At 72.4% G+C, this 25,014-nt stretch carries 21 protein-coding genes, 1 pseudogene and 1 CRISPR repeat array (1 of these 23 cut by a window edge); of the genes and pseudogenes, 8 read left to right on the top strand and 14 right to left on the bottom strand.

Annotated features, from left to right (window positions below):
* Positions 1–793 (bottom strand): annotated as a pseudogene (locus ABZ805_RS16685) (pyruvate dehydrogenase); the annotation flags it as partial.
* Positions 794–922: 129 nt separating this feature from the next.
* Here ABZ805_RS16685 and ABZ805_RS16680 point away from each other — a divergent pair.
* On the top strand, positions 923–1,429 hold the full coding sequence (locus ABZ805_RS16680; RefSeq protein ID WP_358440578.1) for an Lrp/AsnC family transcriptional regulator: 507 nt from the start codon (positions 923–925) through the stop codon (positions 1,427–1,429).
* On the opposite strand, the gene ABZ805_RS16675 is transcribed toward ABZ805_RS16680, so the two are convergent.
* From ABZ805_RS16675 to ABZ805_RS16660, 4 genes are read right to left on the bottom strand one after another with little or no spacing between them, the layout of a single operon-like run.
* Positions 1,420–2,247, bottom strand: coding sequence for an aldolase/citrate lyase family protein (locus ABZ805_RS16675; protein ID WP_358440575.1), 828 nt, complete (start codon positions 2,245–2,247; stop codon positions 1,420–1,422). The genes ABZ805_RS16680 and ABZ805_RS16675 overlap by 10 nt on opposite strands.
* The gene (locus tag ABZ805_RS16670) at positions 2,241–3,407 is read right to left on the bottom strand and encodes an acyl-CoA dehydrogenase family protein (protein ID WP_358440572.1); all 1,167 of its coding nucleotides are present in this window, start codon (positions 3,405–3,407) and stop codon (positions 2,241–2,243) included. Before ABZ805_RS16670 ends, ABZ805_RS16675 begins: the two co-directional genes overlap by 7 nt.
* Positions 3,392–4,621 (bottom strand): CoA transferase, encoded by a 1,230-nt coding sequence (locus tag ABZ805_RS16665; RefSeq protein WP_358440570.1) that lies wholly within the window; start codon positions 4,619–4,621, stop codon positions 3,392–3,394. The genes ABZ805_RS16670 and ABZ805_RS16665 overlap by 16 nt, the downstream gene beginning before the upstream one ends.
* On the bottom strand, positions 4,618–5,157 hold the full coding sequence (locus tag ABZ805_RS16660; RefSeq protein WP_358440567.1) for a MaoC family dehydratase: 540 nt from the start codon (positions 5,155–5,157) through the stop codon (positions 4,618–4,620). The genes ABZ805_RS16665 and ABZ805_RS16660 overlap by 4 nt, the downstream gene beginning before the upstream one ends.
* A gap of 210 nt (positions 5,158–5,367) precedes the next feature.
* Here ABZ805_RS16660 and ABZ805_RS16655 point away from each other — a divergent pair, with 210 nt between their 5' ends.
* The 4 genes from ABZ805_RS16655 (at position 5,368) to fgd (ending at position 10,652) form a co-directional block, all read left to right on the top strand.
* Positions 5,368–6,108: a FadR/GntR family transcriptional regulator gene (locus tag ABZ805_RS16655; RefSeq protein WP_358440565.1), complete on the top strand. Its 741-nt coding sequence runs from the start codon at positions 5,368–5,370 to the stop codon at positions 6,106–6,108.
* Positions 6,109–6,250: 142 nt separating this feature from the next.
* The gene (locus ABZ805_RS16650) at positions 6,251–7,606 is read left to right on the top strand and encodes an MmgE/PrpD family protein (RefSeq protein WP_358440562.1); all 1,356 of its coding nucleotides are present in this window, start codon (positions 6,251–6,253) and stop codon (positions 7,604–7,606) included.
* 34 nt (positions 7,607–7,640) lie between these two features.
* Entirely contained in the window at positions 7,641–8,975 is a 1,335-nt protein-coding gene (locus tag ABZ805_RS16645) for an MFS transporter (protein ID WP_358440559.1), read from the top strand.
* A 669-nt stretch (positions 8,976–9,644) separates the two neighbouring features.
* On the top strand, positions 9,645–10,652 hold the full coding sequence (fgd, locus tag ABZ805_RS16640; protein WP_358440556.1) for a glucose-6-phosphate dehydrogenase (coenzyme-F420): 1,008 nt from the start codon (positions 9,645–9,647) through the stop codon (positions 10,650–10,652).
* 296 nt (positions 10,653–10,948) lie between these two features.
* On the opposite strand, the gene bla is transcribed toward fgd, so the two are convergent.
* Positions 10,949–11,863 (bottom strand): class A beta-lactamase, encoded by a 915-nt coding sequence (gene bla, locus ABZ805_RS16635; RefSeq protein WP_358440553.1) that lies wholly within the window; start codon positions 11,861–11,863, stop codon positions 10,949–10,951.
* A 129-nt stretch (positions 11,864–11,992) separates the two neighbouring features.
* Between bla and ABZ805_RS16630 the strand changes: the two genes are divergently transcribed.
* Positions 11,993–12,886, top strand: coding sequence for a LysR family transcriptional regulator (locus ABZ805_RS16630; RefSeq protein ID WP_358440550.1), 894 nt, complete (start codon positions 11,993–11,995; stop codon positions 12,884–12,886).
* Positions 12,883–13,785, top strand: a complete 903-nt coding sequence (locus ABZ805_RS16625) for a serine hydrolase (protein ID WP_358440548.1) — start codon at positions 12,883–12,885, stop codon at positions 13,783–13,785. Before ABZ805_RS16630 ends, ABZ805_RS16625 begins: the two co-directional genes overlap by 4 nt.
* A 174-nt stretch (positions 13,786–13,959) precedes the next feature.
* On the opposite strand, the gene ABZ805_RS16620 is transcribed toward ABZ805_RS16625, so the two are convergent.
* Complete coding sequence (locus ABZ805_RS16620) at positions 13,960–15,183, bottom strand: oxygenase MpaB family protein (RefSeq protein ID WP_358440545.1); 1,224 nt, start codon at positions 15,181–15,183, stop codon at positions 13,960–13,962.
* A 57-nt stretch (positions 15,184–15,240) separates the two neighbouring features.
* Between ABZ805_RS16620 and ABZ805_RS16615 the strand changes: the two genes are divergently transcribed.
* On the top strand, positions 15,241–15,870 hold the full coding sequence (locus ABZ805_RS16615; protein WP_358440543.1) for a TetR/AcrR family transcriptional regulator: 630 nt from the start codon (positions 15,241–15,243) through the stop codon (positions 15,868–15,870).
* Positions 15,871–16,158: 288 nt separating this feature from the next.
* On the opposite strand, the gene ABZ805_RS16610 is transcribed toward ABZ805_RS16615, so the two are convergent.
* From ABZ805_RS16610 to ABZ805_RS16580, 7 genes are all read right to left on the bottom strand, one after another.
* On the bottom strand, positions 16,159–16,623 hold the full coding sequence (locus ABZ805_RS16610; RefSeq protein WP_358440541.1) for a lasso peptide biosynthesis B2 protein: 465 nt from the start codon (positions 16,621–16,623) through the stop codon (positions 16,159–16,161).
* Positions 16,620–16,889 (bottom strand): lasso peptide biosynthesis PqqD family chaperone, encoded by a 270-nt coding sequence (locus tag ABZ805_RS16605; RefSeq protein WP_358440538.1) that lies wholly within the window; start codon positions 16,887–16,889, stop codon positions 16,620–16,622. Before ABZ805_RS16605 ends, ABZ805_RS16610 begins: the two co-directional genes overlap by 4 nt.
* Positions 16,889–18,697 carry an asparagine synthase-related protein gene (locus ABZ805_RS16600; protein WP_358440536.1) on the bottom strand — a complete coding sequence of 603 codons (1,809 nt, stop codon included), beginning with the start codon at positions 18,695–18,697 and terminating at the stop codon, positions 16,889–16,891. Before ABZ805_RS16600 ends, ABZ805_RS16605 begins: the two co-directional genes overlap by 1 nt.
* A gap of 88 nt (positions 18,698–18,785) precedes the next feature.
* On the bottom strand, positions 18,786–18,902 hold the full coding sequence (locus ABZ805_RS16595; protein WP_224962311.1) for a lasso RiPP family leader peptide-containing protein: 117 nt from the start codon (positions 18,900–18,902) through the stop codon (positions 18,786–18,788).
* A 365-nt stretch (positions 18,903–19,267) separates the two neighbouring features.
* Entirely contained in the window at positions 19,268–21,040 is a 1,773-nt protein-coding gene (locus ABZ805_RS16590; protein ID WP_358440534.1) for an ABC transporter ATP-binding protein, read from the bottom strand.
* 368 nt (positions 21,041–21,408) lie between these two features.
* Positions 21,409–22,107, bottom strand: a complete 699-nt coding sequence (locus ABZ805_RS16585; protein ID WP_358440531.1) for a hypothetical protein — start codon at positions 22,105–22,107, stop codon at positions 21,409–21,411.
* Positions 22,108–22,496: 389 nt separating this feature from the next.
* Positions 22,497–24,122: an ABC-F family ATP-binding cassette domain-containing protein gene (locus tag ABZ805_RS16580; RefSeq protein WP_358440528.1), complete on the bottom strand. Its 1,626-nt coding sequence runs from the start codon at positions 24,120–24,122 to the stop codon at positions 22,497–22,499.
* 530 nt (positions 24,123–24,652) lie between these two features.
* Positions 24,653–25,014: direct repeats of the CRISPR family, unit length 28 nt; unit sequence GGTCCATCCCCGCGTGCGCGGGGCTTAC (it continues 215 nt past the right edge of the window).

Here is a 25,014-nt window from a genome sequence, read left to right as displayed (position 1 = left end):
GCCCGGCGTCGCAGCGCAGCAGCCGCTGGTACTCGGGGTTCGTCATGGTGTCGATGCGGTCCCGCAGCGCGGCTCCGCCGGGGCAGGCGAACAGCTCTTCCAGCAGCCGCCCGTACTTGAGCTCCAGCGTCTGCCAGCCCGCGGCGGCGAACATGCCGCGCAGCCGCCCGGCGGCGATGTTCGGCACCACCCGGTCCAGGGACTGCCGGTTGAGGTCGACGACCCACACGAGTTCGCCGAGCTCGGCGACGGCCGGATCCAGCAGCGCCTCCCACACCGCGCCCTCGTCCAGTTCGGCGTCCCCGACCAGGGAGAACTGCCGTCCGGTGCCGCCGCCCCCGGTGGTGGAGCGGACGTAGCGGCGGGCCAGCGCACCCCAGATCGGGGCGGTGGCGCCGATGCCGACGGACCCGGTGGAGTAGTCGACCGGGTCGGGGTCCTTGGAGCGGCTCGGGTAGCTCTGCAGGCCGCCGAACTCGCGCAGCGTCGGCAGGTAGCGCTCGTCGAGCTCCCCGATGAGGTAGTTGATGGCGTGCAGCACGGGGGAGGCGTGCGGCTTCACCGACACCCGGTCGTCGGGCCCGAGCTCGTGGAACCACAGCGCCGTCATGATCGACACCATCGAGGCGCAGGACGCCTGGTGCCCGCCGACCTTCAGCCCGGACGGGTTGGGCCGGTTCCGGTTCGCCTCGTGGATGATCGCGGTGGACAGCCACAGCACCCGCCGCTCGATCTCGGCGAGCGCGGCGTCCTCGCGCGTCGCGCGGTGCTGGGCGACTGCGTCGTCGGCCATCGGTCGAACTCCTCGTGAACCGGGTGGCTCGGCGGCCACCGCTGGGCATGAATGGTGGGAACTCCACCAACACTTCGTTTTCTGCACAAGTCAGCGCGGCACGATGCAGCAGAATGCTCAAGTCCGCCCGTGATCGTCCGGAAGGGGCTGAGCAAGGTGCCAAGTCAGGACCAGGTCGACGCCGTGGACGCCCGGCTGCTGCTGGCGCTGGCCCGCACGCCGCGCGCCACGATCAGCGCGCTCGCCGCGGACACCGGCCTGTCCCGCAACACCGTGCAGAGCAGGGTGAACCGGCTGGAGGAGCGGGGCGTGCTCGGCTCGTTCGAGCGGCGCGTCGATCCCCGCGCCCTCGGCTACCCGCTGCGCGCGCTGATGACGGTGCAGGTCACCCAGAGCGTGCTGGGCCCGGTGGCCGCGGAGCTGCGGGCCATCCCCGAAGTGCTGGAGGTGGCCGGGATCAGCGGCCCCGCCGACCTGTTCGTGCAGGTCGTCGCCCGCGACACCGACGACCTGTACCGGATCGCCGGGCAGGTGCTGGCGATCCCCGGCGTGGAGCGCACCGATACGGCGCTGGTGATGCGCGACCTGGTGGACCACCGGCTCACCCCGTTGCTGGAACGTCGCGCCTACCCGTGATCCGGGGCGGCGGCCAGTTCGAGGACGCGCCGCGCGCGGCGCACCACCGGTGCGTCGATCATGCGGCCGTCCACCACGAGCACGGCCTGCCCGTCCTGCTCGGCGGCGTCGGCGGCCCGCACCACCCGCCGCGCCCGGTCCACCTCGTCGGCGGCGGGGCGCAGCGCGGCGTGCACCTGCGCCACCTGCTTCGGGTGGATGCACATCCGGCCGAAGAAGCCGAACCGCTGCAGCCGCGCGGTGCCCGCGAGGTACGCGTCGGGGTCGGCGAGTTCCGCGGACACGGGTGCGGGCGGCGGGTCGAGACCGGCGGCGGCCGCGGCGGCCACGACGCGGGACCGCGCCCAGTGCAGCGGTTCCGCGTCCACCTCCGGTGAGCAGGTGCCGAGCTCGTCGGCCAGGTCGTACTCGCCGAGGGTGAGCGCCTGCACTCGCGGCACCGCCGCCGATTCCCACGCCCGCCACAGCCCGTGCGCGGTCTCGACCAGCGCGAGCAGTGGGACGGTGGCGCGCGCGGAGACGGCCCGCAGCACCTCCGGTTCGGCCTTGGGCACCACGATCCCCGCGACGGGCGCGTCGGCCAGCGCGGCGAGGTCGGCGTCCAGGTGCTCGTCGTTGTTGATCCGCACCCAGATCCGGCCGGCCCGCGCCGGGTCCTCGCGCAGCACCGCGACGAGCTGTTCTCGGGCGGCGGCCTTGCCGTCGACGTGCACCGCGTCCTCCAGGTCGGCGACGGCCGCGTCGGCGGCGTCGACGGCCTTGCGCAGCCGGTCGGGGCGGTCGGCGGGGCAGAACAGCCAGCTGCGCGTGCTCACCATCCGACCTTCCCCTTCCCGGCGGAGAGGGATTTCGCGATGACGGTGCGCATGATGTCGCTGGTGCCCTCACCGATGGTCATCAGGATCGAGTCGCGGTAGAGCCGTTCGATCTCGAACTCCGCCGAGTAGCCGTAGCCGCCGTGCACCCGCATCGAGTCCTGCGCGGCCTGCAGCGCGACTTCGGAGGCGAACAGCTTCGCCATCCCGGTCTCCAGGTCGGCGCGTTCGCCGCGGTCGAGCTTGCTGGCCGACCAGTAGGACAGCAGCCGCGCGGCCTGCAACTGGGTGGCCATCTCGGCGATGCGGATCTGGATGGCCTGGAACTCGGCGATGGGTTTCCCGAAGGCCTTGCGCTCACCCGCGTAGGACAGCGCCTCGTCGTAGGAGCGCTGCGCGATGCCGAGGCTGCGCCCGGCGATGTTGAGCCGCCCGGTCTCCAGCGCCGAGAGCACCTGCTGCATCCCGCGCCCTTCGACGCCGCCGAGCAGGTTCGCCGCCGGTACCCGCACGTCCTCGAACACGACCTCGCAGGATTCGGTGCCCTTGTAGCCGAGCTTCGGGATGTCCTTGGTGACGGTGAACCCGGGCGTGTCCGCGTCGACGAGCAGCACGCTCATGCCCTTGTGCGCGGGCGAGGCGGTGCGGTCGGTCTTCACCAGCACCGGCAGCGGATCGGCGTACCGCGCGTTGGTGATCCACATCTTGCTGCCGTTGATGACGTAGTGGTCGCCGTCGCGCTCGGCGGTGGTGCGGATGCCCTGCAGGTCGGTGCCCGCGTCCGGTTCGGTGAGCGCGATGCCGGTGCGGCGGGCGCCGGTGGCCAGGTCCGGCAGGTACTGCCGCTTCTGCTCCTCGGTACCGTGCCGGTTGATCATCCAGGTGGACACCGAGTGGCTGCCGAGGATGCCGGCGACGCCCATCCAGCCGCGCGCGATCTCCTCGAACACGAGGGTGAAGGTGACGAAGTCCGCGTCCACCCCGCCGTACTCCTCGGGGATGAGCAGGCCGAACAGGCCGAGTTCGGCCATCTTCGCCACGATCTCGGTGGGGTAGCGGCCCGCGTGCTCCCACTCCTGCGCGACCGGCACGATCTCCGAGTCCACGAAGTCCCGCAGGACCTGCTGGAACTGGGCCTGGTCCTCGTTCAGCTCGAAATCCACGGCGCGTCTCCTCCTGTTCCGAAAGCGCCTTCTCCGGCCAGCCGCCGGAATTCGTCCGCGTCCAGGCCGAGCAGTTCGTCCAATGTGGACGACGTGTGCTCGCCGAGGAACGGGGCGCGCTGGTGGTCGGTCCTGGGTTCGCCCGCGCGCACCGGGGAGGCGACCTGCTTGACCTCGCCGAACCGCGGGTGCTCGGTGGTGACCACCATGCCGCGGGCCGCGGTGTGCTCCTCGCGCAGCGCCTGCGGGATCGAGTTGATCGGGGCGCACGGGACTCCGGCGGCCTCCAGCAGTTCCAGCCACTCGGCCGTGCCGCGGCGCGCCAGCTCCTGCTCGATGAGCCGCACGCAGTCCGCGGAGTTCTCGTAGCGGTCCGAGGTGGTGGCGAACCGCGCCTCGGCCGCCCACGCGGGGGAACCGAGCACGTCGACGAACTTCTCCCAGAACTTCTGCTTCGCGCAGCCGATCACGATCCACGAGTCGGCGGTGGGGAAGTTCTGGAACGGCACCAGGCTCGGGTGCGCCGAGTGGTGCGTGCGCTTCGGTTCGAACTCGGCGTTGAGGTGCCAGGTCGCGAGGTAGGTGAGCATGCCGATCGCCGTGTCGTACAGGCTCACGTCGCAGTCCGAGCCGACGCCGTCGCGGCGCGCGCCGTGGATCGCCGACAGCAGCGAGATCGCCGCCACCAGGCCGCCCGAGTAGTCCACCATGGACAGTCCGGACTTGGTGGGCGGGCCGTCCGGTTCGCCGGTCACCGACATCCAGCCGGCCAGGCCCTGCAGCATGTAGTCGTAGCCGGGCTGCTTCGCGCGCGGGCCGGTCATGCCGTAGCCGGACAGCGAGCAGCACACGATCTGCGGGTTGAGGTGCTTGAGGTCCTCGTAGCGGATGCCCATCTTCGCGGGGACGTCGCCGCGCAGGTTCGAGTACACCGCGTCGCTGACGCCCACCAGCTTCTCGAAGACCTCGCGGCCCGCGGGGCTGGTGAGGTCGAGCACCACGGAGCGCTTGTTCCGGTTGAACGCCTCGAAGAACAGCGAATCGCCGTCCTCCGCGTACGGCGGGGTGAGCCTGCCGACGTCGCCGCCGAACCGCGGGTCCTCGATCTTGATGACCTCCGCGCCCAGGTCCGCCAGGTGCACCGAGCCGAACGGCCCCGCGCCGTACTGCTCGACGGCGAGGATGCGCACGTCGGCCAGCGGCAGCCGGTTCATCGCGCACCTCCGTCGTCGTCCAGCGACAGCGGGCCGTTCTTGGCGGTGGGGAAGGAATCGATGGCCTCGGCCTGGTCCCGCTTGTAGATCAGCACGGTGCGGTCGAACGACAGGCATTCGTCGCCGTCGGCGTTGAGCGCGCGGGTGTGCACGTTGACCAGGCCCGCGTACGGGCGCGACTTCGATTCCCGCTTGCCGGTGCAGATCGACTCCCCGTAGAGGGTGTCGCCGACGTAGACGGGGTGGGTGAGCTGGATGTTGTTCATCGCCAGGTTCGCCGCCGCTCGCTGGCTGATGTCGCTGACGCTCTGTCCCAGCAGCATCGCGATGGTGAGCCCCGAGTTGACCAGCACCTTCTCGAACGGCGTCTTGGACGCGTAGTGCGCGTCGAAGTGCGCCGGGTGCGTGTTCATCGTGAGCAGGGTGAACCAGGTGTTGTCCGCCTCGCTGATGGTGCGCCCCAGCGGGTGCCGGTAGATGTCTCCGACGACGAAGTCCTCGAAGTAGCGCCCTTGCTGACCTCCGTGCACGGCCACCGCCGCACCTCCTGTTCGTGCCTGTCGCGGACGCGGACCGGCGGTCGGCCGCCGCGCCGGGAACGCCTCGGAGTATGCGGTCGCCGAGCAGTCCCGCGCAATACGTCAGACAATTGAGTTCCGAGTGTTCTCGCCGGTCCGGTGCCGTCCCGTACGCTGACCGTGAGCGGTCCGGGGAACTCGGTCCGGCGCGACGAGGAGCGAGGCATCATGGCGGCCACCCGGTCAGGAGGCGGCGAATCCGCGAAGCTGCGGGTGCGCCCGGTGCAGGCGGCGTACCGGCAGGTCGCCGAGCAGCTGCGCGACCAGATCGTCAGCGGCGCGCTGCCCTCCGGTTCGCGCCTGCCCAGCGAGACCGAGCTCGGGAGCATGTTCGGCGTCAGCCGCAGCACCGTGCGCGAAGCGCTGCGCCAGCTCGCCAGCCAGCACCTGATCGACACCACCCGCGGCGTCACCGGCGGCAGCTTCGTGGCCGCCCCGGACGCCGGGCTCATCGCCGACAACCTCGGCGGCAGCCTGGGATTGCTGGTCAACTCGCGCGGCATGACGGTGGACAACCTCATCGAGGCGCGGCTGCTGCTGGAGCCGAACGCCGCGCGCCTGGCCGCCGAGCGCGCGGACGAGGACGGCCTCGCGGAGCTGCGCCGGACCGTCGAAGGCACCGGGCACCTCGATCCGGACGAGGGCTTCACCGTGCACTGGGACTTCCACACCACGCTGGTGTCGATCAGCGGGAACCCGCTGCTGCACGTGATGTGCAGCCCGATCAACGCGGTGCTGCGCGGCCGGATGCACCGGGACCGGATCTCCCGTCCCGCCTGGGACGGCATCGACGAGGACCACGTGAAGATCTACGAGGCCGTCGCGGGCGGCGAGGCCGACATCGCCGAAACCCTGGTGCGCGAACACCTCCTGGGTCTCAAGCCGCTCTACGAGCGCATGGAGGACTAGTCCTCCGAGGACTCCGCGGACCGTCTCGGCGAAAACGTCAGACTTTTGTCTTGTGGTGGCGCGTGGTGTGGTTGCACACTGTGCGGGCCGGATGCGGTCGCGCATCCGCCGGGTCATCAATGACGAGGCCGAGGAGGCGCTCATGCCTGCCATCGCGGACGTGCTCGGGGAATTCGCCGCGCGCACCACGCTGCGGGACGTACCCGACGAAGTGCTGCGCCGCGCACGGCACCTCGCACTGGACTCCGTCGGCGTCGCCTTCGCCGCGGTCGATGAGGAGTTCACCCGGCGCGCCCGCCGGGCGGCCGCCGAACTCGGCCCCGGCGACCAGCCGGTCATCGGGCTGCCGGACCGGCTCGCCCCGCGCGAAGCCGCCCTGCTCAACGCGGTCCTGGTGCACGGCCTCGACTTCGACGACACGCACCTGCCCGCGGTCACCCACGTCTCGGCCAGCGCGCTGCCGGTGAGCATCGCCGCCGCCATCAAGCACCAGCGCTCCGCCGAAGACCTGCTGCTGGCCTACGTGCTGGGCATCGAGATCTCCGCCCGGGTGGGCACCGTCGCGCACGGCGGCTTCCACGCGGGCGGCTTCCACCCCACCGGGCTCGCCGGGGCGTTCGGATCCGCGGTGGCCGCGGCGAAACTCGCCGGACTGCCCGCCGACGGCATCGCCGAATCGCAGCGCATCGTCGGCTCGATGGCCTCGGGCATCCTGGAATTCCTCGCCGACGGCGCGTGGACCAAGCGGCTGCACCCCGGCTGGGCGGCGACCAGCGCGCTCACCGCCGCCACCTTCGCCTCGGTCGGCTGGCCCGGGCCGGAGCAGGTCTACGAAGGCCGCTACGGGCTCTACGCCACGCACCTCGGCAAGGACGGCTGGGACGCCACCGAAGCGCTCGACGGGCTCGGTGAACGCTGGGAACTGCTGGCCACCGCGGTGAAGCCGTACCCGAGCTGCCACTTCACGCACGCGTTCGCCGACGCGATCCTGCACCTGAAGCAGGCCGAGGGGTTCGCCGCCGCCGACGTCGACGTGGTGCGCTGCTTCATCCACGGCACGCCCGGTGCCGTGGTGTGCGAACCGATCGAGCGCAAGCGCGCCCCGCAGGACGACTACGACGCGAAGTTCAGCCTGCCGTTCATCGCGGGCGCCTGCCTGGCCCGCGACCGCCTCACGCTCGCCGAGTTCACCGACGACGCGTTGGGGGACCCGGAGATCCTGCGCCTCGCGCAACGCGTCGAGATCGCCGACGACCCGAACAGCCGCTTCCCGCAGGCGTATTCGGCCGAAGTGGAGATCGTGCTCACCGACGGCCGGACCCTGCACCGCCGCGAGGACGTCAACCGCGGTCACACCGAACGTCCGCTGTCCGATGAGGACATCCGCGCGAAGTTCACCGCCAACGCGGGCGACCGCGCACCGTCCACGATGGACCACGTGCTGGCGCTCGGGACGGGCAGCGCCGCCGACTTCGCCGAAGCCCTGCGCGCGGCCTGACCCTCCCCACCCCTCACCCCTAGGCGGTACCCCCATGTCCGGAACGACCGCGGAACCGGCGCGCGCGAACAGACCCGCCACCGCAGGACGGCCGTTGTCGGCGGCCCGCATCGCCGGGTCCTCGCTGCTCGGCACGCTCATCGAGATCTTCGACTTCATCATCTACTCGTTCATGGCCGCGCTCGTGTTCGGCCCGCTGTTCTTCCCCGGTGCCTCGCCGTGGATGGGCACGCTCGCCGCGCTCGCCACGCACGCCGTCGCGTTCGGGATGCGGCCGCTGGGCGCGCTGCTGTTCGGCAAGCTCGGTGACAGCCGCGGCAGGCGCACCGCGCTGCTGACCTCGATGCTCGTGATGGGCGGCTCGACCGTCGCCATCGGGCTGCTGCCACCGTTCGGCGTCGCCGGGTTCTGGGCGCCGGTGCTGCTGGTGGTCTGCCGCCTGCTGCAGGGCCTCGCCGTCGGCGGCGAGTGGGGCGGGGCGGTGCTCGTCGCCGTCGAACACGCCCCGGCGAAGCGGAAATCGCTCTACGGCGCGTTCGTGCAGCTCGGCACCGTGCTCGGCATCGGGCTGGCCAGCTCGGTCATCCTCGTGGTGAACCTGTGGGTCAGCGAAGAGGCGTTCCTGTCCTGGGCGTGGCGGCTGCCGTTCCTGGCCAGCGCCCTGCTCATCGCCCTCGGGCTGGTGCTGCGCAGGCGCCTGGAGGAGACGCCCGCGTTCCTCGCCGAACTCGCCGAACGCGAGAGCGGGCAGCGCAGCGCCCGGCCCACCGTGCGCGCGGTGTTCCGCGACCACGGGCTCGCGCTGCTCGCCGGTTCGCTGATGTGGTCGGCGTCCTGCTCCTTCCTGTACGTGCTGATGACCGGGCTGGTGGCCTACACGAAGCAGTACGTGCCTGCGCTCAGCGCCGTCGACGTGCAGATCGGACTGGTGCTCGCCTCGCTGCTGCTGGTGGTGCTGACCATCCTGTTCGCGGTGTACGCGGACCGGTGGGGCCGGGAACGGCTGACCGTCTGGTCCGGGATCGTGCTGGTGCTGTGGGCGTTCCCCGCGTTCTGGCTGATCGACGGCGGCGGGTTCGGCGCGATGCTGCTGGCGATGCTCGTCGGCACCCTCTGCTACGCGGCGTTCAACGGGGCGGTGCCGTCGCTGCTGTCCGAGCTGTTCCCGGTGGACGCCCGCTACACCGGCACCGGGCTGTGCATCTCGTTCGGCACCGCCGTGGCGGGCGGGCTGCTGCCCATCGGCGCGCTGGCCCTCGTCGGTTCGCTCGGCGGATCCTCCGTCCCGCTGTCGGCGACCCTGGTGCTGTGCGGGCTGCTCACCGTGCTGGGGATCGTGCTGGCCCGGCGGGTTCCCCGGTACCGCTGAGCCCGTCGGCTCGGTTCGTCCCCCGCGCCAGGGGACGGGCCGGGGATCTCGGCGGCTCCTCCGGTGCCTCGCGCCGGTACGACCGCGGCGCCCGGGCGCGCACCGGGCGCCGCGGCCCTCGCGGGGGAGCCGCCGAGCACCCGCTCGCGGAGCGGATCCGGTCCGCTGCAACGGGTATCGCCCGCCCACCCGACGTCGCCGCACGATCGCGGACGGTGATCTCCACCCGTCCGCTGTGATCGGTTCCACAGCGCGCGCCCGTGCGCGCGCGGCCGCGCGTGACACCCTGTGACACTGTCCGAACACGCGCACCCGGCGCCGCTGAAAGGCCACCATGACCCGGTTCCCGCCCGCCGATCACACCGCGGCACGCCCGCGTGACGCCCGGCAGGCCCGCGTCCCGGGGGCCGCGATGCCCGGATCCGCGCGGAATAGGGTGCACGGCGAAGTGGTTGCGGAGTGATGAGGTCGGTGCCGTGCCGCACCGGCCGGTCCGCGCCGGAGGTCCGCCGCAGCGGACCGGCCGGCGCCGGTTCCACCGCGTTCGAGGTCGTCGCGCCCGCACGGCGCAGCGAGGACCCGCGCGGCGGCGCTCCGGCCCGCGGCGTTCAACGACGAGTGCCACGACGTTCCCGTGACCGTGGCGATGGGTGAGGTAAGCGAACCAGCATGAGCATCAAGATCGGGTACAAGGCCTCCGCCGAGCAGTTCGCCCCGCGCGATCTGGTGGAGTTCGCGGTGCAGGCCGAGGAGAACGGCCTGGACAGCGTGATGGTCTCCGACCACTTCCAGCCGTGGCGGCACAACCAGGGCCACGCACCGTTCGCGCTGTCCTGGATGAGCGCGGTCGGCGAACGCACCTCCCGCGTCCAGCTGGGCACCAGCGTGCTCACCCCGACGTTCCGCTACGAACCCGCGGTGGTGGCGCAGGCGTTCGGCACCCTCGGATCGCTGTACCCGGGCCGCGTCATGCTCGGCGTCGGCACCGGTGAGGCGCTGAACGAGACCGCGGTGACCGCCCGCGAATGGCCCGAGTTCAAGGAGCGGTTCCGCCGCTTCCGCGAGGCCATCGACCTCATCCGCACCCTGTGGCGGGAAGAGCGGGTGAGCTACGAAGGCGAGTACTACCGCACCTCCAACGCCACCATCTACGACCGCCCCGAAGGCGGCGTGCCGATCTACGTGGCCGCGGGCGGGCCGATGGTCGCCAAGTACGCGGGCCGCGTCGGCGACGGCTTCATCTGCACCAGCGGCAAGGGCATGGAGCTCTACACCGACAAGCTGCTGCCCGCGGTCGAAGCCGGTGCGGAGGCCGGCGGCAAGAACGCCGCCGACATGGAGAAGATGATCGAGATCAAGCTCTCCTACGACCCGGACCGCGAACGCGCCCTGCAGAACACCCGGTTCTGGGCGCCGCTGTCGCTGCCCGCCGAGGTCAAGCACAGCCTGGCCGACCCGGAGCAGATGGAGAAGGCAGGCGAGGAACTGCCGATCGAGCAGGTCGCGACCCGCTGGATCGTGGCCTCCGATCCGGAAGAAGTGCTCGCCGAGGTGAAGGCCTACCTGGACGCCGGTTTCGACCACCTGGTGTTCCACGCGCCCGGATCGGACCAGACGCGGTTCTTGGAGACCTTCGGAGCGGACGTGGCACCGCGCCTGCGCGAACTCGCCGGCTGAGGTTTTCCAGGCTCCTTCGTCGAGAGGGGCGGGTGGCGGAACCTCAGCGCTTTCCTCGCTGCGGGATCGATTTCTCAGGTGGCTCCGCCACAGGAGAAATCGCTGTCCTCGCGAGGAAAGCGCTGAAAACCCGCGGCGGTGCGAGTTGCTCGGGTGGTCGTCTGCTCAGCGGCTTCGCCGCTGACAGGAAGGACGACGGGATCCTGGTAGCGGCTGGTTTCTTTGGGATTGGCGAACGCTCCCCCCGCCTGGTGGCGGGGGGAGCGTTCTGCTGCGTTCGTCCACTTCGGACTTGGTCAGCCCAGGGCGTTCACGGCGATCTTGGTGGCTTCCGCGATCAGGGCGTCGTCGTAGTCGGCGTCCACCGCCGCGCGGTCCGACAGCACCGACAGCATGATCGGCGCCCGGTTCGGAGGGTGGACCACCGCGATGTCGTTGCGGGTGCCGTGGTCGGCCGCGCCGGACTTGTCGCCGACGCGCCAGCCCTCGGGCACCCCGGCCGGGATGAGGTCGGCGGTGAGCGTGTTGGCGCCCATCATCCCGTTGAGCAGCGCCCGCTGCTCCGGTGCCAGCACGTCCCCGGTGGTGTAAGCGCGCAGGCTCGCGGCGAGCGCGCGCGGTGTGCTGGTGTCCCGCGGGTCGCCGGGGGAGGTCCGGTTCAGGTCGGTCTCGGTCCGGTCCGAGCGGGTCGTGGTGTCGCCCAGCCCGCGCAGCGCGGCGGTGAGCTCGGCCGGTCCGCCGAGCTCTCGGAACAGCAGGTTCGCCGCGGTGTTGTCGCTGTACCGGATCGCGGCGTCGATCACCTCGCGCAAGGTGAGGCCGTCGGCCACGTGCTGCTCGGTGACCGGCGAGTTCTCCACCAGGTCCGCCTGCGTGTAGGTGATGCGGCGGTCCAGGTCGGCGGGCGAGGTGCGCCGCAGCACCTCGCCGGAGGACAGCGCCTTGTGCGTCGAGGCGAACGCGAACCGCTCGTCGGCGCGGTGCACGACCTCCCGGCCGGTCCCGGTGTCCAGCGCGTACACCCCGAGGCGCGCGTCGAACCGCCGCTCCAGCTCGCCGAACTCGGCCTGCCGCTCGATCACCGCGGAAGCGGCGGTAGCCGCGTTCGCCGCGGCCGGGGGTGCGGAGGAGGGCGCGCCGCCCGAGCACCCCGCGAGGGTGAGCGCGGCCAGCGCGGCGATCGCGACCTGGTGGAAACGCTGCTTGAGCACGGAACTTCCCTTCCATCACTGCTCGACGGGCCGGAGCGGCCCGCGGCGCGCCCAGTCTCACCGCACCCCGCCCATGCTGTCCAAGACGGGAACCGTGGTTTCCATGCGGAATCGGCATATACTGCGGTCGTGGACTTGGTGGGCGGGTGCCGGGCGTTCGTCAGCGTCAGCGAAGCGGGCAGCTTCACCGGCGGATCGGCCGCCGCGGGCATCCCGCAGCCGGTGGCGAGCCGCCGCATCGCCGCGCTCGAACGGCACCTCGGGGAGCGGCTGTTCGACCGTTCCGCGCGGCGCGCGCTGCTGACCCCGTTCGGCCGGGACGTGCTGCCGCGCGCCCGGCAGCTGGTGCGCCTCGCCGACGCCCTGGAGCACGACGCGAAGCGGGCCCGGCTGCGGCCGGTGCGGCTCGCGGTCCCCGCCACCAGCACCACCCGAGCCCTGGCGGAACTGGACGCGGCGGCCCGCGACCACGAGCTGTTCCTGGAGTTCCGGCGCGCCGACCCCGCCGAGCGCGTGGACCTGGTGCGCACCCACGACGTGCGGGCCGCGCTGGTCGCCGTGCCCGCGGACGAGGCGGAGTGGTCGGTGCCGCTCGGCGTCGGGAGCACCACCGAACGCCACCGCGGCCCGATCCACCTGGATTCGCTGCGCGCCGGCCGCGCCGAACGCTCCCCGCGGCGCCGGGTGTGGATCCAGCCGGAGGACGACGTCCCGCATGTGCGGGACCGGGTGCTGCGGATGCGGGACGCGGTGGGGCTCCGACCCGCGCAGGTCGCTGTGGCAGAGTCGCTGAGCGCGGGCGCCGCCGAGGTGCTCGGGTCGGCGGACCTGCTGCTCTGCTCGGCCGAGCAGGCCGCCGAATTCGGATTCCGGTGGCACCCGGTCGCGGAGCTGCCGCTGGCGCGCGGCTACGCGATCACCGCGGAGGCCGGGTACGACGCGGACCCGCTGCGCACCGCGCTGCACGAGGAGGTCGCCCGCTGCCTCGGCGCGGTGGACGACGGGGGACGGGAGCACGGGTGAACGCCGAAGCACTGATCAGCGAGCTGCTCGCCGAGCTCGACGAGGGCGGGCTGCGCGGCTCGTTCCTGGTGCGCGACCTCGATTCCGGGCAGGAGATCGGCATCGAAGCCGACCTCGCGCACCCCGTCGCCTCGCTGATCAAGATCCCGCTGGCCGCCGCCACCGCCGACCGCATCCACCGCGGCGAACTGGACGGTGCCGCCGAAGTGCTGGTGCGGCCCGGCGCCATCAGCACCACCGGGCCGAACGGCCTGAGCCGGTTCCGCCATCCGGCGCGGGTGGCGGTGGACGACCTGATGTACCTGGCGGTGGCGCTCAGCGACAACGTGGCGGCCGACGTGCTGTTCGCGCTCACCTCTCCTGCCGAGGTCACCCGCGTGCTGCGGGGGTGGGGGTTGCGCGGCATCACCGCCCGGCACCTGGTCGGCGCCCTGTCCGAGACGCCCGCGGAGCGCTTCGCCGCCGCCGACGTGCACCTGGCGCACGCGCTCGCCATCGGTGCCCGCACCGCGGACCGCGGGCACCCGCTCGCGCAGCTCGACGTGTCGCGCGCGAATTCCGGTTCGGCGCGGGACTTCGTGGACCTGCTGCAGGAGTTGTGGCGGCCCGCCCGGATCGCCGAACCGGTCGCCGAGCGGGTGCGGGAACTGCTCGGCGCGAACCTGCTGCGGCACCGGATGGCCCCGGACTTCAGCTCGGACGCGACGACCTGGTCGTCGAAGACGGGCACGCTGCTGAACCTGCGGCACGAGGTGGGCGTCGTCGAGCACGACGACGGGCGCCGGTTCGCGATCGCCGCGCTCACCGAATCCCGGGTGCCCGCCGCGACCCAACCGGAGGCCGAGTACCTGATGGCCCGCACGGCCCGCAGGCTCCGCGACCACCTCCGCCGCCACTAGCGCGGTCCGCAGTGGACGGTAGCGCGCGGTGATTCCCCCGGCGGCCAACGGCGATCCGAGTATCGGTCGTCGCGGGCGGGGACGTGGACACCCGTTGCGACCCTCCTGTCGTGCGGCGCACCGGTTCCGGAGCCGCTTGGCGTGGCCGGGTAGTGGTTCCGGGCGGCGGACGGGTCAGCCGGGCAGCGCGCCGATCTCCGGGCTTTCCCCGGCGAAGGTGCGCCGCAGGTCGCGGTCGGCGAACCGGTCCCCGGCGCGTTCCAGGTAGCGGCGGCCGCGGCGGCTGCGGGCGAGCAGCCCCGATTTCACCAGGTTCGCCGCCCAGATCGGCGGGATCGCCCAGCTCGGCGTCACCGGCAGCTCCAGGTCCCGCATGTCCTGCTTGCCGAGGAAGAAGCGCAGCATGCTCAGCAACCGCAGCCGCGCGTACCGTCCCGCGAGCCGGCCGCGGCCCAGCGTCGGCTGGCCCGCCACCAGCGCGCCGGACAGCGCCGCGCCCGCCGGTGTCACGTCGTCCTGCACGCGCAGCACGTGGTAGTTGAACCGGTTCTGCTCGCGTTCGGTGTCGAACAGGAAGTCCTCGTCCACGCCCAGCAGCCAGCCCACGTACTTCCAGGCGTGCATGATCGCCCGCGACTCCTCCGGCGTGACCAGCCAGCCGAGCGCCCGCACCCCCAGCAGCAGCGTGCCGTTGAACAGCCCGAGCGTCGCCGCCTGGTCGGCCTGGTTGATCGGCAGGCCCCAGCGCTGCACGTCCCACCGGCCGTTGCTCTCGAACCGGTGGTTGATCAGCGCGTGCATGGCGCGCACGTGCACCGTCAGCCGGAATCCCTCGCCGTCGCGGCGCATCCCGCCGGGGCGGCTGATGGCCAGCGCCCACTTCTTCGTCTCGCCGAGCCTGCGCATCGCGGTCGCCCCGGTGAGCCCGCCGGTCGCCACCAGCAGGTCCGGCGGCCCGCCGAACCGGTAGCCGCCGATCAGCGACAGCTGCAGCAGCACGTCGTCCACGTTGCGGCCCATCCGGCGGATGGCGCGCGCCCCGCGCTCCACCAGGTCGGGATCGACCCAGTCGGGAGTCCGCTCCACCACGGCGAAGAACTCGCGCAACGCCTCCGGCGCGTCCGGCGGCACCCCGTCGTCCAGGGCGCGGGCGAACTGCCCCATCGTCACCCGCTGCTCGGCGGGCACGTCCCGGCCCATGGCGCGCACCAGCCGCGCCCCGGGCTCGTCGCGGGTGAACATCCGCCGCCCGATGCGGTCCACCAGTTCCTCGTCGAGCTCGTCGACCCGGGCGGCCAGCCGCAGCACCCGCCCGATCCGCCGGGAACGCTCGGGCGCGCCGAAGAACCGGTCCGGATACACCGCACCGGGAGTGCGTTGCGTCACAGGTGAGGTCATGCCGATGATGCTGACACGAAGATTCATTCGCGTTCAATTCGCGTTTCGGAGGTGCCCGTGTCCGCTCGCGCCCGGCGTCCGATGCGGCGCGAACCCAGCCAGGAGCGGTCCCGCGCGATGGTGCGGCGCATCCTCGATGCCGGGTACGACGTGCTGCTGGCGCACGGCTACGACCGGGCGAGCACCGGGCGCATCGCCGCGGCGGCCGGGATCAGCCCCGGGTCGCTGTACCAGTACTTCCCGGACAAGCACGTGCTGCTCGGCGAGGTCGTGGACCGCTGCGCCGATCGGTTGCGCGCTCGCATTTCGCGCGCGTTCGTCGCGAACCTCGCCGGTGGTTCGCTGCCGGACGCGGTGCGCGGCAACGTGCTCGCGCTGATCACCGCGTTCGAGGAGAACGCGGGGCTGCTGCGGGTGCTCTACGAGCAGCTGCCGCCGAACGCCGACACCCGCCGCACCGACTTCAAGCACCGCATCGACGAGCTCGCCACCACCGCCCTGCTGGGGTACCTCCCCGGCGGTGCCCGGGCGGACGCGGTGGCGTGGGTGCTGGTGCGGACCGTGGAGAACCTCGCGATCAGCTACGTGCTGGACCCGCCCGAGGTCGACCGGGCGGACGCGGTGGAGGAGATCACCGCGCTCCTCACCGGCTACCTCACGACCCGGCTCGATCCGGAGCGGTGCTGACCGCGGAGCCGGTCCCGTTCGGCGGCGGCTGGACGGGCACCGGACGTGGCGCGATCAACGGCGACGGGTCACCCCGGTGATCGTGCGGTGGAACGTTCCCCGGTGCGGCGCTCGACGTCTTCGGAGCGCCGCCCGCGGGTCTCCGGATCGGGGTGGGGGATCTTCCGGGATCGCCCGGTCGTGTGCCGTCGTTCAGCGCAATGTTCGCGTGGACGGGCGCATTTCCTCCTCCGCTGCACGTGCGGTTCGCACTGCGGCAGCGGCGAATCCGCGAACGTCCGGTGCCGATCAGCCCGAGGGCGACGTAGCGGTCGGGGAACCGGCGCACGCCTGGGGGACCAGCGGTGGGACGGTCAGCAGGGGGTGGAACGAGTCGATGCTCGCGTTCTCGCCGACCGCGATGCCCTCGGCCTCGACCCAGGCGTGCGCGCCGAACGGGTCGGTGCGCGCCCCCACCCGCCAGGTCGGCCACTGCCCGCGGCAGCGGCACAGCAGGGCGATGGCGATCGACCGCGGCAGGCAGCCCTTGCCGGCGCAGGTCAGGCTCACCGCCACCACGGCCTGCCGGATCGCGAGCGCCCGGTCGTGCTCGGCGGGCCGGGCCCGGCCGCGGATCGCTGCGAGCACCGCGCGAATCCGGCGCGGCGGCAACCGGGACAGGCCCAGCGCGACGGCCACGGCGAGCCGTGCCGCCAGCCGGGCCCGCAGCGGCGGGCGGGTGGCGCTGCGGAACAGCGCTTCGGGGGTGCTCACGAGCGCACCGCCAACCGGGCCGCGGTCAGCTGTTCGGTCAGCTCCCGCACGTCGCGCAACGCTTCGTCCAGGCCGACGTCACCGGGCGGGCCGTCGGCGATCAGCGCCGCCGCGACCTCGTGCTCCCCGGCGCCGTCGAGCAGCATCCGCAGCGCGGTCGCCGCGGATCCGTTGAGCTGCCAGTACTCCCCGGACCGCTGGTCCAGCAGCACCGAACCTCCGTCGGTGCCCGCCATCGACACCTCGTGGTGCAACCGCACTCCCATCAGGACACCTCCTGCCCGACGAGCTCCGGTGCGGTCTCCGCTTCGAGATCGCGCAGCCAGCGCTCGCAGCCGAACGTCGTGGACATCGCGTACGGGGTGAACAGCCGCAGCTGGAGGCCGGTGCACACCGACCGCAGCCGGTCGGCATCGATCAGGCCGAGGGCGGCCAGCCGGGAGTCCTCGCACAGGGCGGCGAGCGCGGCGACGTTCCGCCGGATGCCGCTGTGCTCCAGGTTGGAGCCCTCCGCCTTCGTGGACCGCCGCAGCGATCGTTCCGGGACGAGCCCGCGCATCGCCTCCACCAGCAGCGGCTTGTACCGCCACGGCGAGCGGCGTTCGTGCGGCCGGGCCGCGGCGCAGGCGGCGATCACGGCGTCGTCCAGGTACGGCGAGGACAACCGGACGCCTTCGGCGGCGTAGACGGGCACGGTGCCGCGCACCAGCCCGGCGCACTGCCGGATGCCCCAGGTCGTGTGGTGTTCGGTCCACGGCACGTCCCGCGCCGACTCGGCTTCGGCGATCAGCAGGTCCCGCACCGCGTCCACCGCGTCCGGCGTCGCCCACGGCGGTAGCTGCAGCAGCGCCGAGGCCCCTTCGTCGTCCAGCGGGGACGCGATCACGGTGCGCGCCCGGTCCGCCAGCCACGCCGGGTAGGTGCGCCGTTGCTCCCACGCCATCCGCGCGATGTCGGCCCACGTCCAGTGCTCCAGCGCGCGGTAGCCGCGCAGCTGGGCGAACGCGGTCCACGGGTGGCGGAGCAGGAAGTCGAACACCCCGGCCGATCCGCCGGGCAGCACTTCGTCCCCGCCGTCGCCGCTGAGGTGCAGTTCCGATCCGGCCGCACCGAGCTCCGCCGCCAGCGCCCGGTAGGTCCGGCGGTCCTCGATGCCGGGGAACGGTTCATCCCACGGCAGCCCGGGTTCCAGCAGGTCTTCGTAGTGCGTGGGCAGTTCGCCGAACTCGTACTGCAGCCGGTTGATGCGGGGCAGCGATTCGGCGGCCAGGTCGGCCCATTCCGGGTCGTCGTCGCCGAGGTCGGCGGCCAGCGTCGTCAGCGTGGTCAGCGGCCGGTCTTCGCGGGCGGCGAGGAAGCACAGCGTCGTGGAGTCCAGCCCGCCGGAGAGGTCGCTGCTGAGCACCAGCCCTGATCCGGTGCGCGCCCGCACTGCCCGGTCCAGCGCGTCGCGCAGCCCGACGGCGGCCTCGGCCAGCGGGAGTTCGGCCGGTGGCGGCGTCCAGCGGCGGTGCACCCGGGGGCGGCCGCGTTCGTCGAGCACCAGGCAGTCGTCCTCGTCGACCGCCTGCACCCCGGACCACAGCGGCGCGTGGACGGTGTGCAGCGCGACCTCCGACAGCAGCAGCCGCAGCAGCAGCCGCCGCGGGTCCACTGCGGCCCCGGCGAGCGGGCCGAGCACGTCGGCCCTGGTGGCGGCGGCGGTGACCCCGCCGATCCGGGTGTGCATCAGCTTGCGCAGCCCGGACAGGGTGCCCTGCGCGCGGACCTTGCCGCGGACGGAGGCGAACAGGTGGTAGCAGCCGGGGACGTCGAACGTGGTCCGGTCCAGGTCGGTGACCGAGCCGGCGCGCCGCGCGATCCGGTCCAGCTCCGCGGTGTCGGCCGCGCACACGCCGAGCGCCGCGACCTTGCTGCCGCCGGCCGAGCCGACCCGCAGGTCCGCGGGATTCCAGTCGCCGACCAGCCAGGGCAGCCCCGAGTGGTGGTGCACCCGGCGGGCCGGGTGCAGGGAGTCGGCTATCGAGGCGGATTCGGGGTGGTCGGGCAGGACCACGAGCCATTCGCCGTTCATGGGTTGCCGCCGTTCATGGGATGCGCGCCTCCAGCCGGGTCGACGAGGGGTGGCGCGAGCCGCAGTGCGCACGGCTCGCGCCCGCTGCTCAGAGCAGGATGTGCCGCGGGCGGCGGCGGTGTCCCTTGTCCTTGCGCACCGGACGGCTGTGCTGGGTCAGCTTCTGGAACTCGCCGACCTTGAGGATGGTGGGCTTGGAATACATGGCCACTCCTGGGAATCGGTGTTGCCCGGATTCGGTGTGGTGCACGCTGATCAACGCATTCCGATGTTATCCGCGGGGTGGGGTGGAAAACCATGTCGCGGGCCGGGAAAAGGCTGCCGAGGAACTGTCGTGCGCTGCCGTCGGGAATGGGTGTTCCGGCTGGTCGGTGTCGCGGAGTGGTCGTGTTGATCTCGTTCGGGTGGATTTTCGCCATTCGCCGCATCCGATTCTCGCCGGGCGCGCGAAAAGCCTCGCCGGACTGGTCCGGCGAGGCTGGTGGATCGAGCGGGTCGGGGATCGAGCGGATCGGGTCGATCGCGGAGATCGGGTGGATCGAGCCGATTCGGTTCGCGGAGATCGGCGGATCACCCGGGTCGCCCGGGTCGCACGGCGCCGTTCGCCGCGATCTCGCCCGATTCCAGCGCCACCACGGAATCCGCGGACCGGATGGTGGACGGCCGGTGCGCGATGACGAGCAGCGTGCACTCGGCGGAGACCTTCGCGATGGTCTCGGTCAGCGCCGCCTCGTTCGCGCTGTCGAGCTGCGAGGTCGGTTCGTCCAGCAGCAGCAGCCGCGGCCGGGGCAGCAGCGCCCTGGCGAGCGCGACGCGCTGCCGTTCCCCGCCGGAGAGCAGGTCGCCGTGGTCGCCGACGGGGGTGTCGAGGCCGTGCGGCAGCCGTCGCACGAGCGGTTCCAGCGCGGCCAGCGCCACGACCCGCTCGACTTCCTCGGATTCGGCGTCGGGGCGGCCGTAGGCGATGTTCTCGCCGAGCGTGCCGTGCATGATCGGGCAGTGCTGCTCGACGAGGCTGAGCTGCGCGCGGCATGCGCTGCGGCTCAGCTCCCGGGTGTCGTGGCCGTCGAGCAGGATCTCCCCGCGGTCCTGGTCGTAGAACCGGGCCAGCAGCGCGAAGATCGTGGACTTGCCGGCCCCGGACGGCCCGACCAGCGCGGTGTGCGTGTGGCGCGGCACCGCGAACGAGACGCCGCGCAGCACCGGCCGGTCCGGTTCGTAGCCGAACCACACGTCGCGCAGTTCCACCGCGGGCACCTCGGCGGCGACCGGTTCGCGCGGCACCGCGGTGATCGGCGCGTGGTCCTCCTCGACTGGCATCCGGGTGACGTCGTCGACCCGTTGCAGTGCGGCCATCCCGCGTTGCAGGGTGGCGAGCACGTCGAAGATGTTCGCCATCGGCGCGGCGATGTAGGTGACGTACAGCAGGAATCCGACGAGGTCGGCGAGCGAGGACGCGCCGCTGACCACGCGGATGCCGCCGACGACGAGCACCGCGATCAGCGAGGCGTGCATGGCCAGCGTCATCGCCGGGTTCACCACCGCGTCCCGCTTGGCCGCGCCGAGGTTCTGCCGGTACACCTGCCGCGCCAGGCCGCCGATGCGGTCCTGCTCGCGGTCTTCGGCGCGCAGCACCCGCACGGTGCGGATCGCGGAGAGCGCCCGCTCCAGTTCCGCGGTCATGCCGCCGAGGCTGTCCTGCGCGTCCTCCACGGACCGGCGGATCCCGGTGAGCAGCAACGTGGTCAGCGCCCCGATGGTGCCGATGATGGCCAGCACGATGAGGAACATGGCGGCGTCCAGCCAGATCATCATGGCGGTGCCGCCGAGCACCACGAACACGCCGACGACGACCTCGGACAGGTCGTAGGCGAGGGTGTCGCGCAGCAGGGTGGTGTCGCTGGTGGTGCGGGAGAGCAGGTCGCCGAGGCGGCGCTGCTCGTAGCCGCGCATCGGCAGCCGCAGCAGGGTGCGCACCACGCGCTGCCGCAGCCCCAGCACGATGCCCTCGCCGGAGCGCTCCAGCGCGTAGGCGGCGAGCGCGGTGATCACCGCTTCGCTGAGGAACACCACGGCCAGCAGCCCGATCAGCAGCAGGTACGGCTGCTGCCGGGAGAACGAGTCGATGGCGTGCCCGGCCAGCAGCGGCTGCACCAGGCCGAGCGCGGCGCCCAGCAGGGAGAGCACCAGGGCGAGCGCGATCGCGCGCTGGTGCCCGCGCGCGACCTGGACGAGGTCGCGGACGCCGACGCGACGTCCCGGTGCGGCCGCCTGATCCGGTTCGGGGATCTCGTCGTCGTCCGCGTCGTCGCTGCGCCGGGTGGATCGGAATGCTTGTAGCACGGGGCTCCTTCGTCGCTCGCGGGGTTCGCGCCGTGCGGGTCGTTCCGCACGGGATTCGTTCCTCGCGGGTCGGGTTCTTCTCGGGTCGTTCTGCGCAGGGGGTGGGCGACCTCAGCGGCGTTCTCGCTGCGGGGATCGTTGTCACCGGTGGTTCCGCCACGGGAGGGGACTCTTCGCAGGTCGCTCCGCTGCGCGGGAAACACTGTCCGCGCGGGAATCCCGCTGAGCACTCGCGCCGGTGCCGGGTGGTCCGGTGATCGGTGCTCAGCGGCTGCGCCGCGGACGGGACGAGACGGCGGTGCCCGGGACGTCGGGCGGATCGGGCTCGGGGTGTCGACACCGCGCGGGGCCGGCTCGCTCAGCGGTGGTCAGCGCCTGCTGCCGCACGGTGGCGGCCGGGGGGTGGGTTCCGGATCGGCGTCCTCGCCGGTGATCAGGCCCCACCGGGTGGCCGTGGCGATGGCTTCGCTGCGGTTCCGGGACCCGAGCCGGTGGTAGATCTCCCGCACCAGCCGGTACATCTGCCGTTCGGAGTAGCCGGTGGACTTGGCGATGTCGGCGACGGGGTTGCCCATCGCGAGCCGGGTGAGCAGGTCGCGGTCGACGCCGGTGAGCTGCACCGCGCCGGGTGGCCGGCTCGGCCCGGTGCAGAGGGCGCGGGCGACGCCGCGGGGCAGCAGCACGTCGCCGCGCAGCGCCAGCCGCAGCACCGAGATGATCTCGTCGAGGTCGGCGTCCTGGGCGGCGGCGCCGTCCGCGCCGAGGCGCAGCACGGCCCGGTAGTCGTCCGGTCCGGCCGCGTCGAGCAGCGCGATCAGCACACCGTCCGGCCGGGCGCGGCGGAGCGCGGCGAGGGCGGAGAGGTCGCGGCACGGCACTTCGACGAGGCAGGCGTCCCAGCCGGTGCGCTCGGCCGCGTCCGCCGGGGTCGATTCGCGCACCTCGAACGCGTCGGGCGCGGAGTTCCGCAATCCGAGGGCGAGGCCGCACCGGTAGGCGGGGACGCCGTGCGCGATGAGCACGATCGGATTCCGCGTGGTTTCGTCGCCGGAAACGCTGGTCCGCACCTTTCCTCCTCCGAATCGGCATGGCGCATCGAATTCGCACGATGCGGCCGAGCAGTGCAACGAGCACTCCGTGGTATTCCCCGCCGGACGGGATCCGCTTTCGCGGGGGTGTTCTCGTCGCGATTCGGAGCGGCCGGGGTGTGGCCGGTCAAGTGCGTCGTGCTCCGCGATTCCGGGCAGCGCGCATCTCCCCATCGATGCGTCCGGAATTCGCCGGTTTCCCAGTTATGTCCACGTTACGCGAACCGGCGATACCCGGGTACGCCCCAACGGGTAATGAAATTCCTGCTCCGGAGTGACCTCCGCGCGGGTGGCGCGGTGATTTCCCGCTCCGCTTCGCTTTCCACATTCCAGCGGGACATTTCCACCGCGCCTCCGGGCGCTGCGGGTCAACTCCCGCCGGTGTCGCGCAGTTCGCCACCGGACAGGTGCAGCCGCCGCGGCACGTGGATGTCGGCGAGGAAGCGCTCGTCGTGGCTGACCACCACCAGCGCCCCTTCGTAGGCGGTGAGGGCTTCGACGAGCTGCCCGGTGCTGACCAGGTCGAGGTTGTTGGTGGGTTCGTCGAGCAGCAGCAGTTGCGGCGCCGGTTCCGCGCACAGCACGCACGCCAGGGTGGCGCGCAGCCGTTCCCCGCCGGAGAGCGCGCCGACGGGCAGGTGCATCCGGTCGCCGGCGAACAGGAATCGCGCGAGCACGTGCATGAACCGGGTCCGCGGCAGTTCCGGGGCGGCGTCCCGCAGGTTCTCGGCGGTGGAGCGGTCCAGGTCGAGCAGGTCGAGCCGCTGCGACAGGGACGCGATCCGCCCGTCGAACCGGGTGATCTCCCCGCCGTCCGGCACGAGGTCGCCGCTGATCAGCCGCAGCAGCGTCGACTTCCCGGAGCCGTTGCCACCGGTGAGCGCGATGCGCTCGGGACCGCGGATGGCGAGGTCGATGCCGTCGCCGAACAGCGCGCGGCCACCGAGGTCCAGCCGGATTCCGGTGCCGTGGAACAAGGTTCGCCCGGCGGGGACGCGCGTGTCGGGAAGCGACAGCGCGAGCACGTCGTCCTCGCGCACCGCCCGGTTCGCCTCGTCGAGCCTGCGGCGGGCGTCGTCGACGCGCTGCCCGTGGGTGTCGTCGGCGCGGCCCGCGGATTCCTGCGCGCGGCGCTTGCGCGCCCCGGCGAGGATCTTCGGCAGCCCCGCGGAGTCGGCGTTGCGGGCCGCGTTGCTCGCCCGCCGGTCGGCGCGCTCGCGGGCCTGCTGCCGTTCCCGCTTCTCGCGCTTCAGTTCCTGTTCGGCGTTGCGCACGTTCCGCTCGGCGACGTCGCGTTCGGCGAGCCGCGCCTGCTCGTAGGCGGTGAAGTTCCCGCCGTACCACCGGATCTCGCCGCGATCGAGCTCGGCGATGCGGTCCATCCGGTCCAGCAGCTCCCGGTCGTGGCTGACCAGCAGCAGGCAGCCGCCGAACTCGGCGAGCACCCGGTGCAGCCGGTCGCGCGCGTCCCGGTCGAGGTTGTTCGTCGGCTCGTCCAGCAGCAGCACGTCCGGCTGCTTGAGCAGCTGCGCGGCGAGCCCGATCGCCACCGCCTGCCCGCCGCTGCAGGTGCGCAGCGTCCGGTCCAGCGCGATGTCGCCGAGCCCGAGGCGCCCCAGCTCGGCGCGGGCGCGTTCCTCGACGTCCCAGTCCGAGCCGACGACCGCGAAGTGCGTCTCGTCCACGTCGCCCGCCTCGATGGCCCGCAGCGCGCGCAGCACCGGTGCGATCTCCAGCACCTCCGCGACCGTGCGATCACCGCGCAACGGCAGGGTTTGCGGCAGGTAGCCGACCACGCCGTGCGCGGTGGCGGTCCCGGAGCGAGGGATCAGCTCCCCGGCGATCAGCCGCAGCAACGTGCTCTTGCCCGCACCGTTCGGCGCGACCAGCCCGGTGCGGCCCGGACCCGCCGTGCACGACAGGTCGTCGAACACCGGCGTGTCGTCCGGCCAGGAGAAGGTGAGGTGGGAACAGGTGATCAACGCATCGGCCATGGCGAGCTCTCCCGCGTCAGGCGGGCGCACCGCAACCGTGCTTCCGGCCTCGCGAACACCGGCGAGCCATGGGAAACCGGTGAGTCGGTGCAAACCGGTGAGCCAGGGCGGACTGGTGAGTCGGGGGAGCACGGGGCGGCGGCCCGGGGAACGAACAGTGGTGGGGTACGACGACAAGCCCTCCGAACCGCCCGACCAGGGCAGGGGGAGGGGCAGAGCACTCCGGCTCCAACCGGGTCTCGACCGGGCTTCCACCCAAGCCTCGAACCACGGTTCAACCGGGTCTCGAACCGGGCCTCACCCGGAGATGTCGTCCTCGCCCAGCACGTCGACCACTCCTCACCACAGGCCGCGATCCGGCCACCGACCAGCACCGTAACAGCGCCCACCCACCCGCGAAACCGAATTTCTTACCACCGCTCCCGAGCGCCCCACCCCAGGTGAACGGCCCACCCGCCCGACCACACCGGCCCAACGGGCCACTCACCTGACAGAGTCCCGCGAAACCGGCTCCATGTAAGGCGAATGGAGATCCGTCCCTGCGTGCGCGGGGCTTACTCCGTGCGCCCGCACACCGGGCAAGTCACCGTCGGTACATCCCCGCGTGCGCGGGGCTTACTACAACGACCTCTCGTGGGTACGGGGATGTGACGGTCCATCCCCGCGTGCGCGGGGCTTACGCCGGGCGACCGACCGCGGCGGTGACGCCTGAGGGTCCATCCCCGCGTGCGCGGGGCTTACGCAATGGTCATCGACGACGACCACCTCCAGTCGGGTCCATCCCCGCGTGCGCGGGGCTTACGCGACCCGGGGCGTTCCGCGACCGACTCCCGACGGTCCATCCCCGCGTGCGCGGGGCTTACGAGCTCGGCCGGGTCGTCGGCCATGATGC

The organism is Saccharopolyspora sp. NPDC047091 (assembly GCF_040643635.1).
GTDB lineage: Bacteria > Actinomycetota > Actinomycetes > Mycobacteriales > Pseudonocardiaceae > Saccharopolyspora_C.
This window is presented reverse-complemented; position numbering and strand designations above follow the sequence as displayed.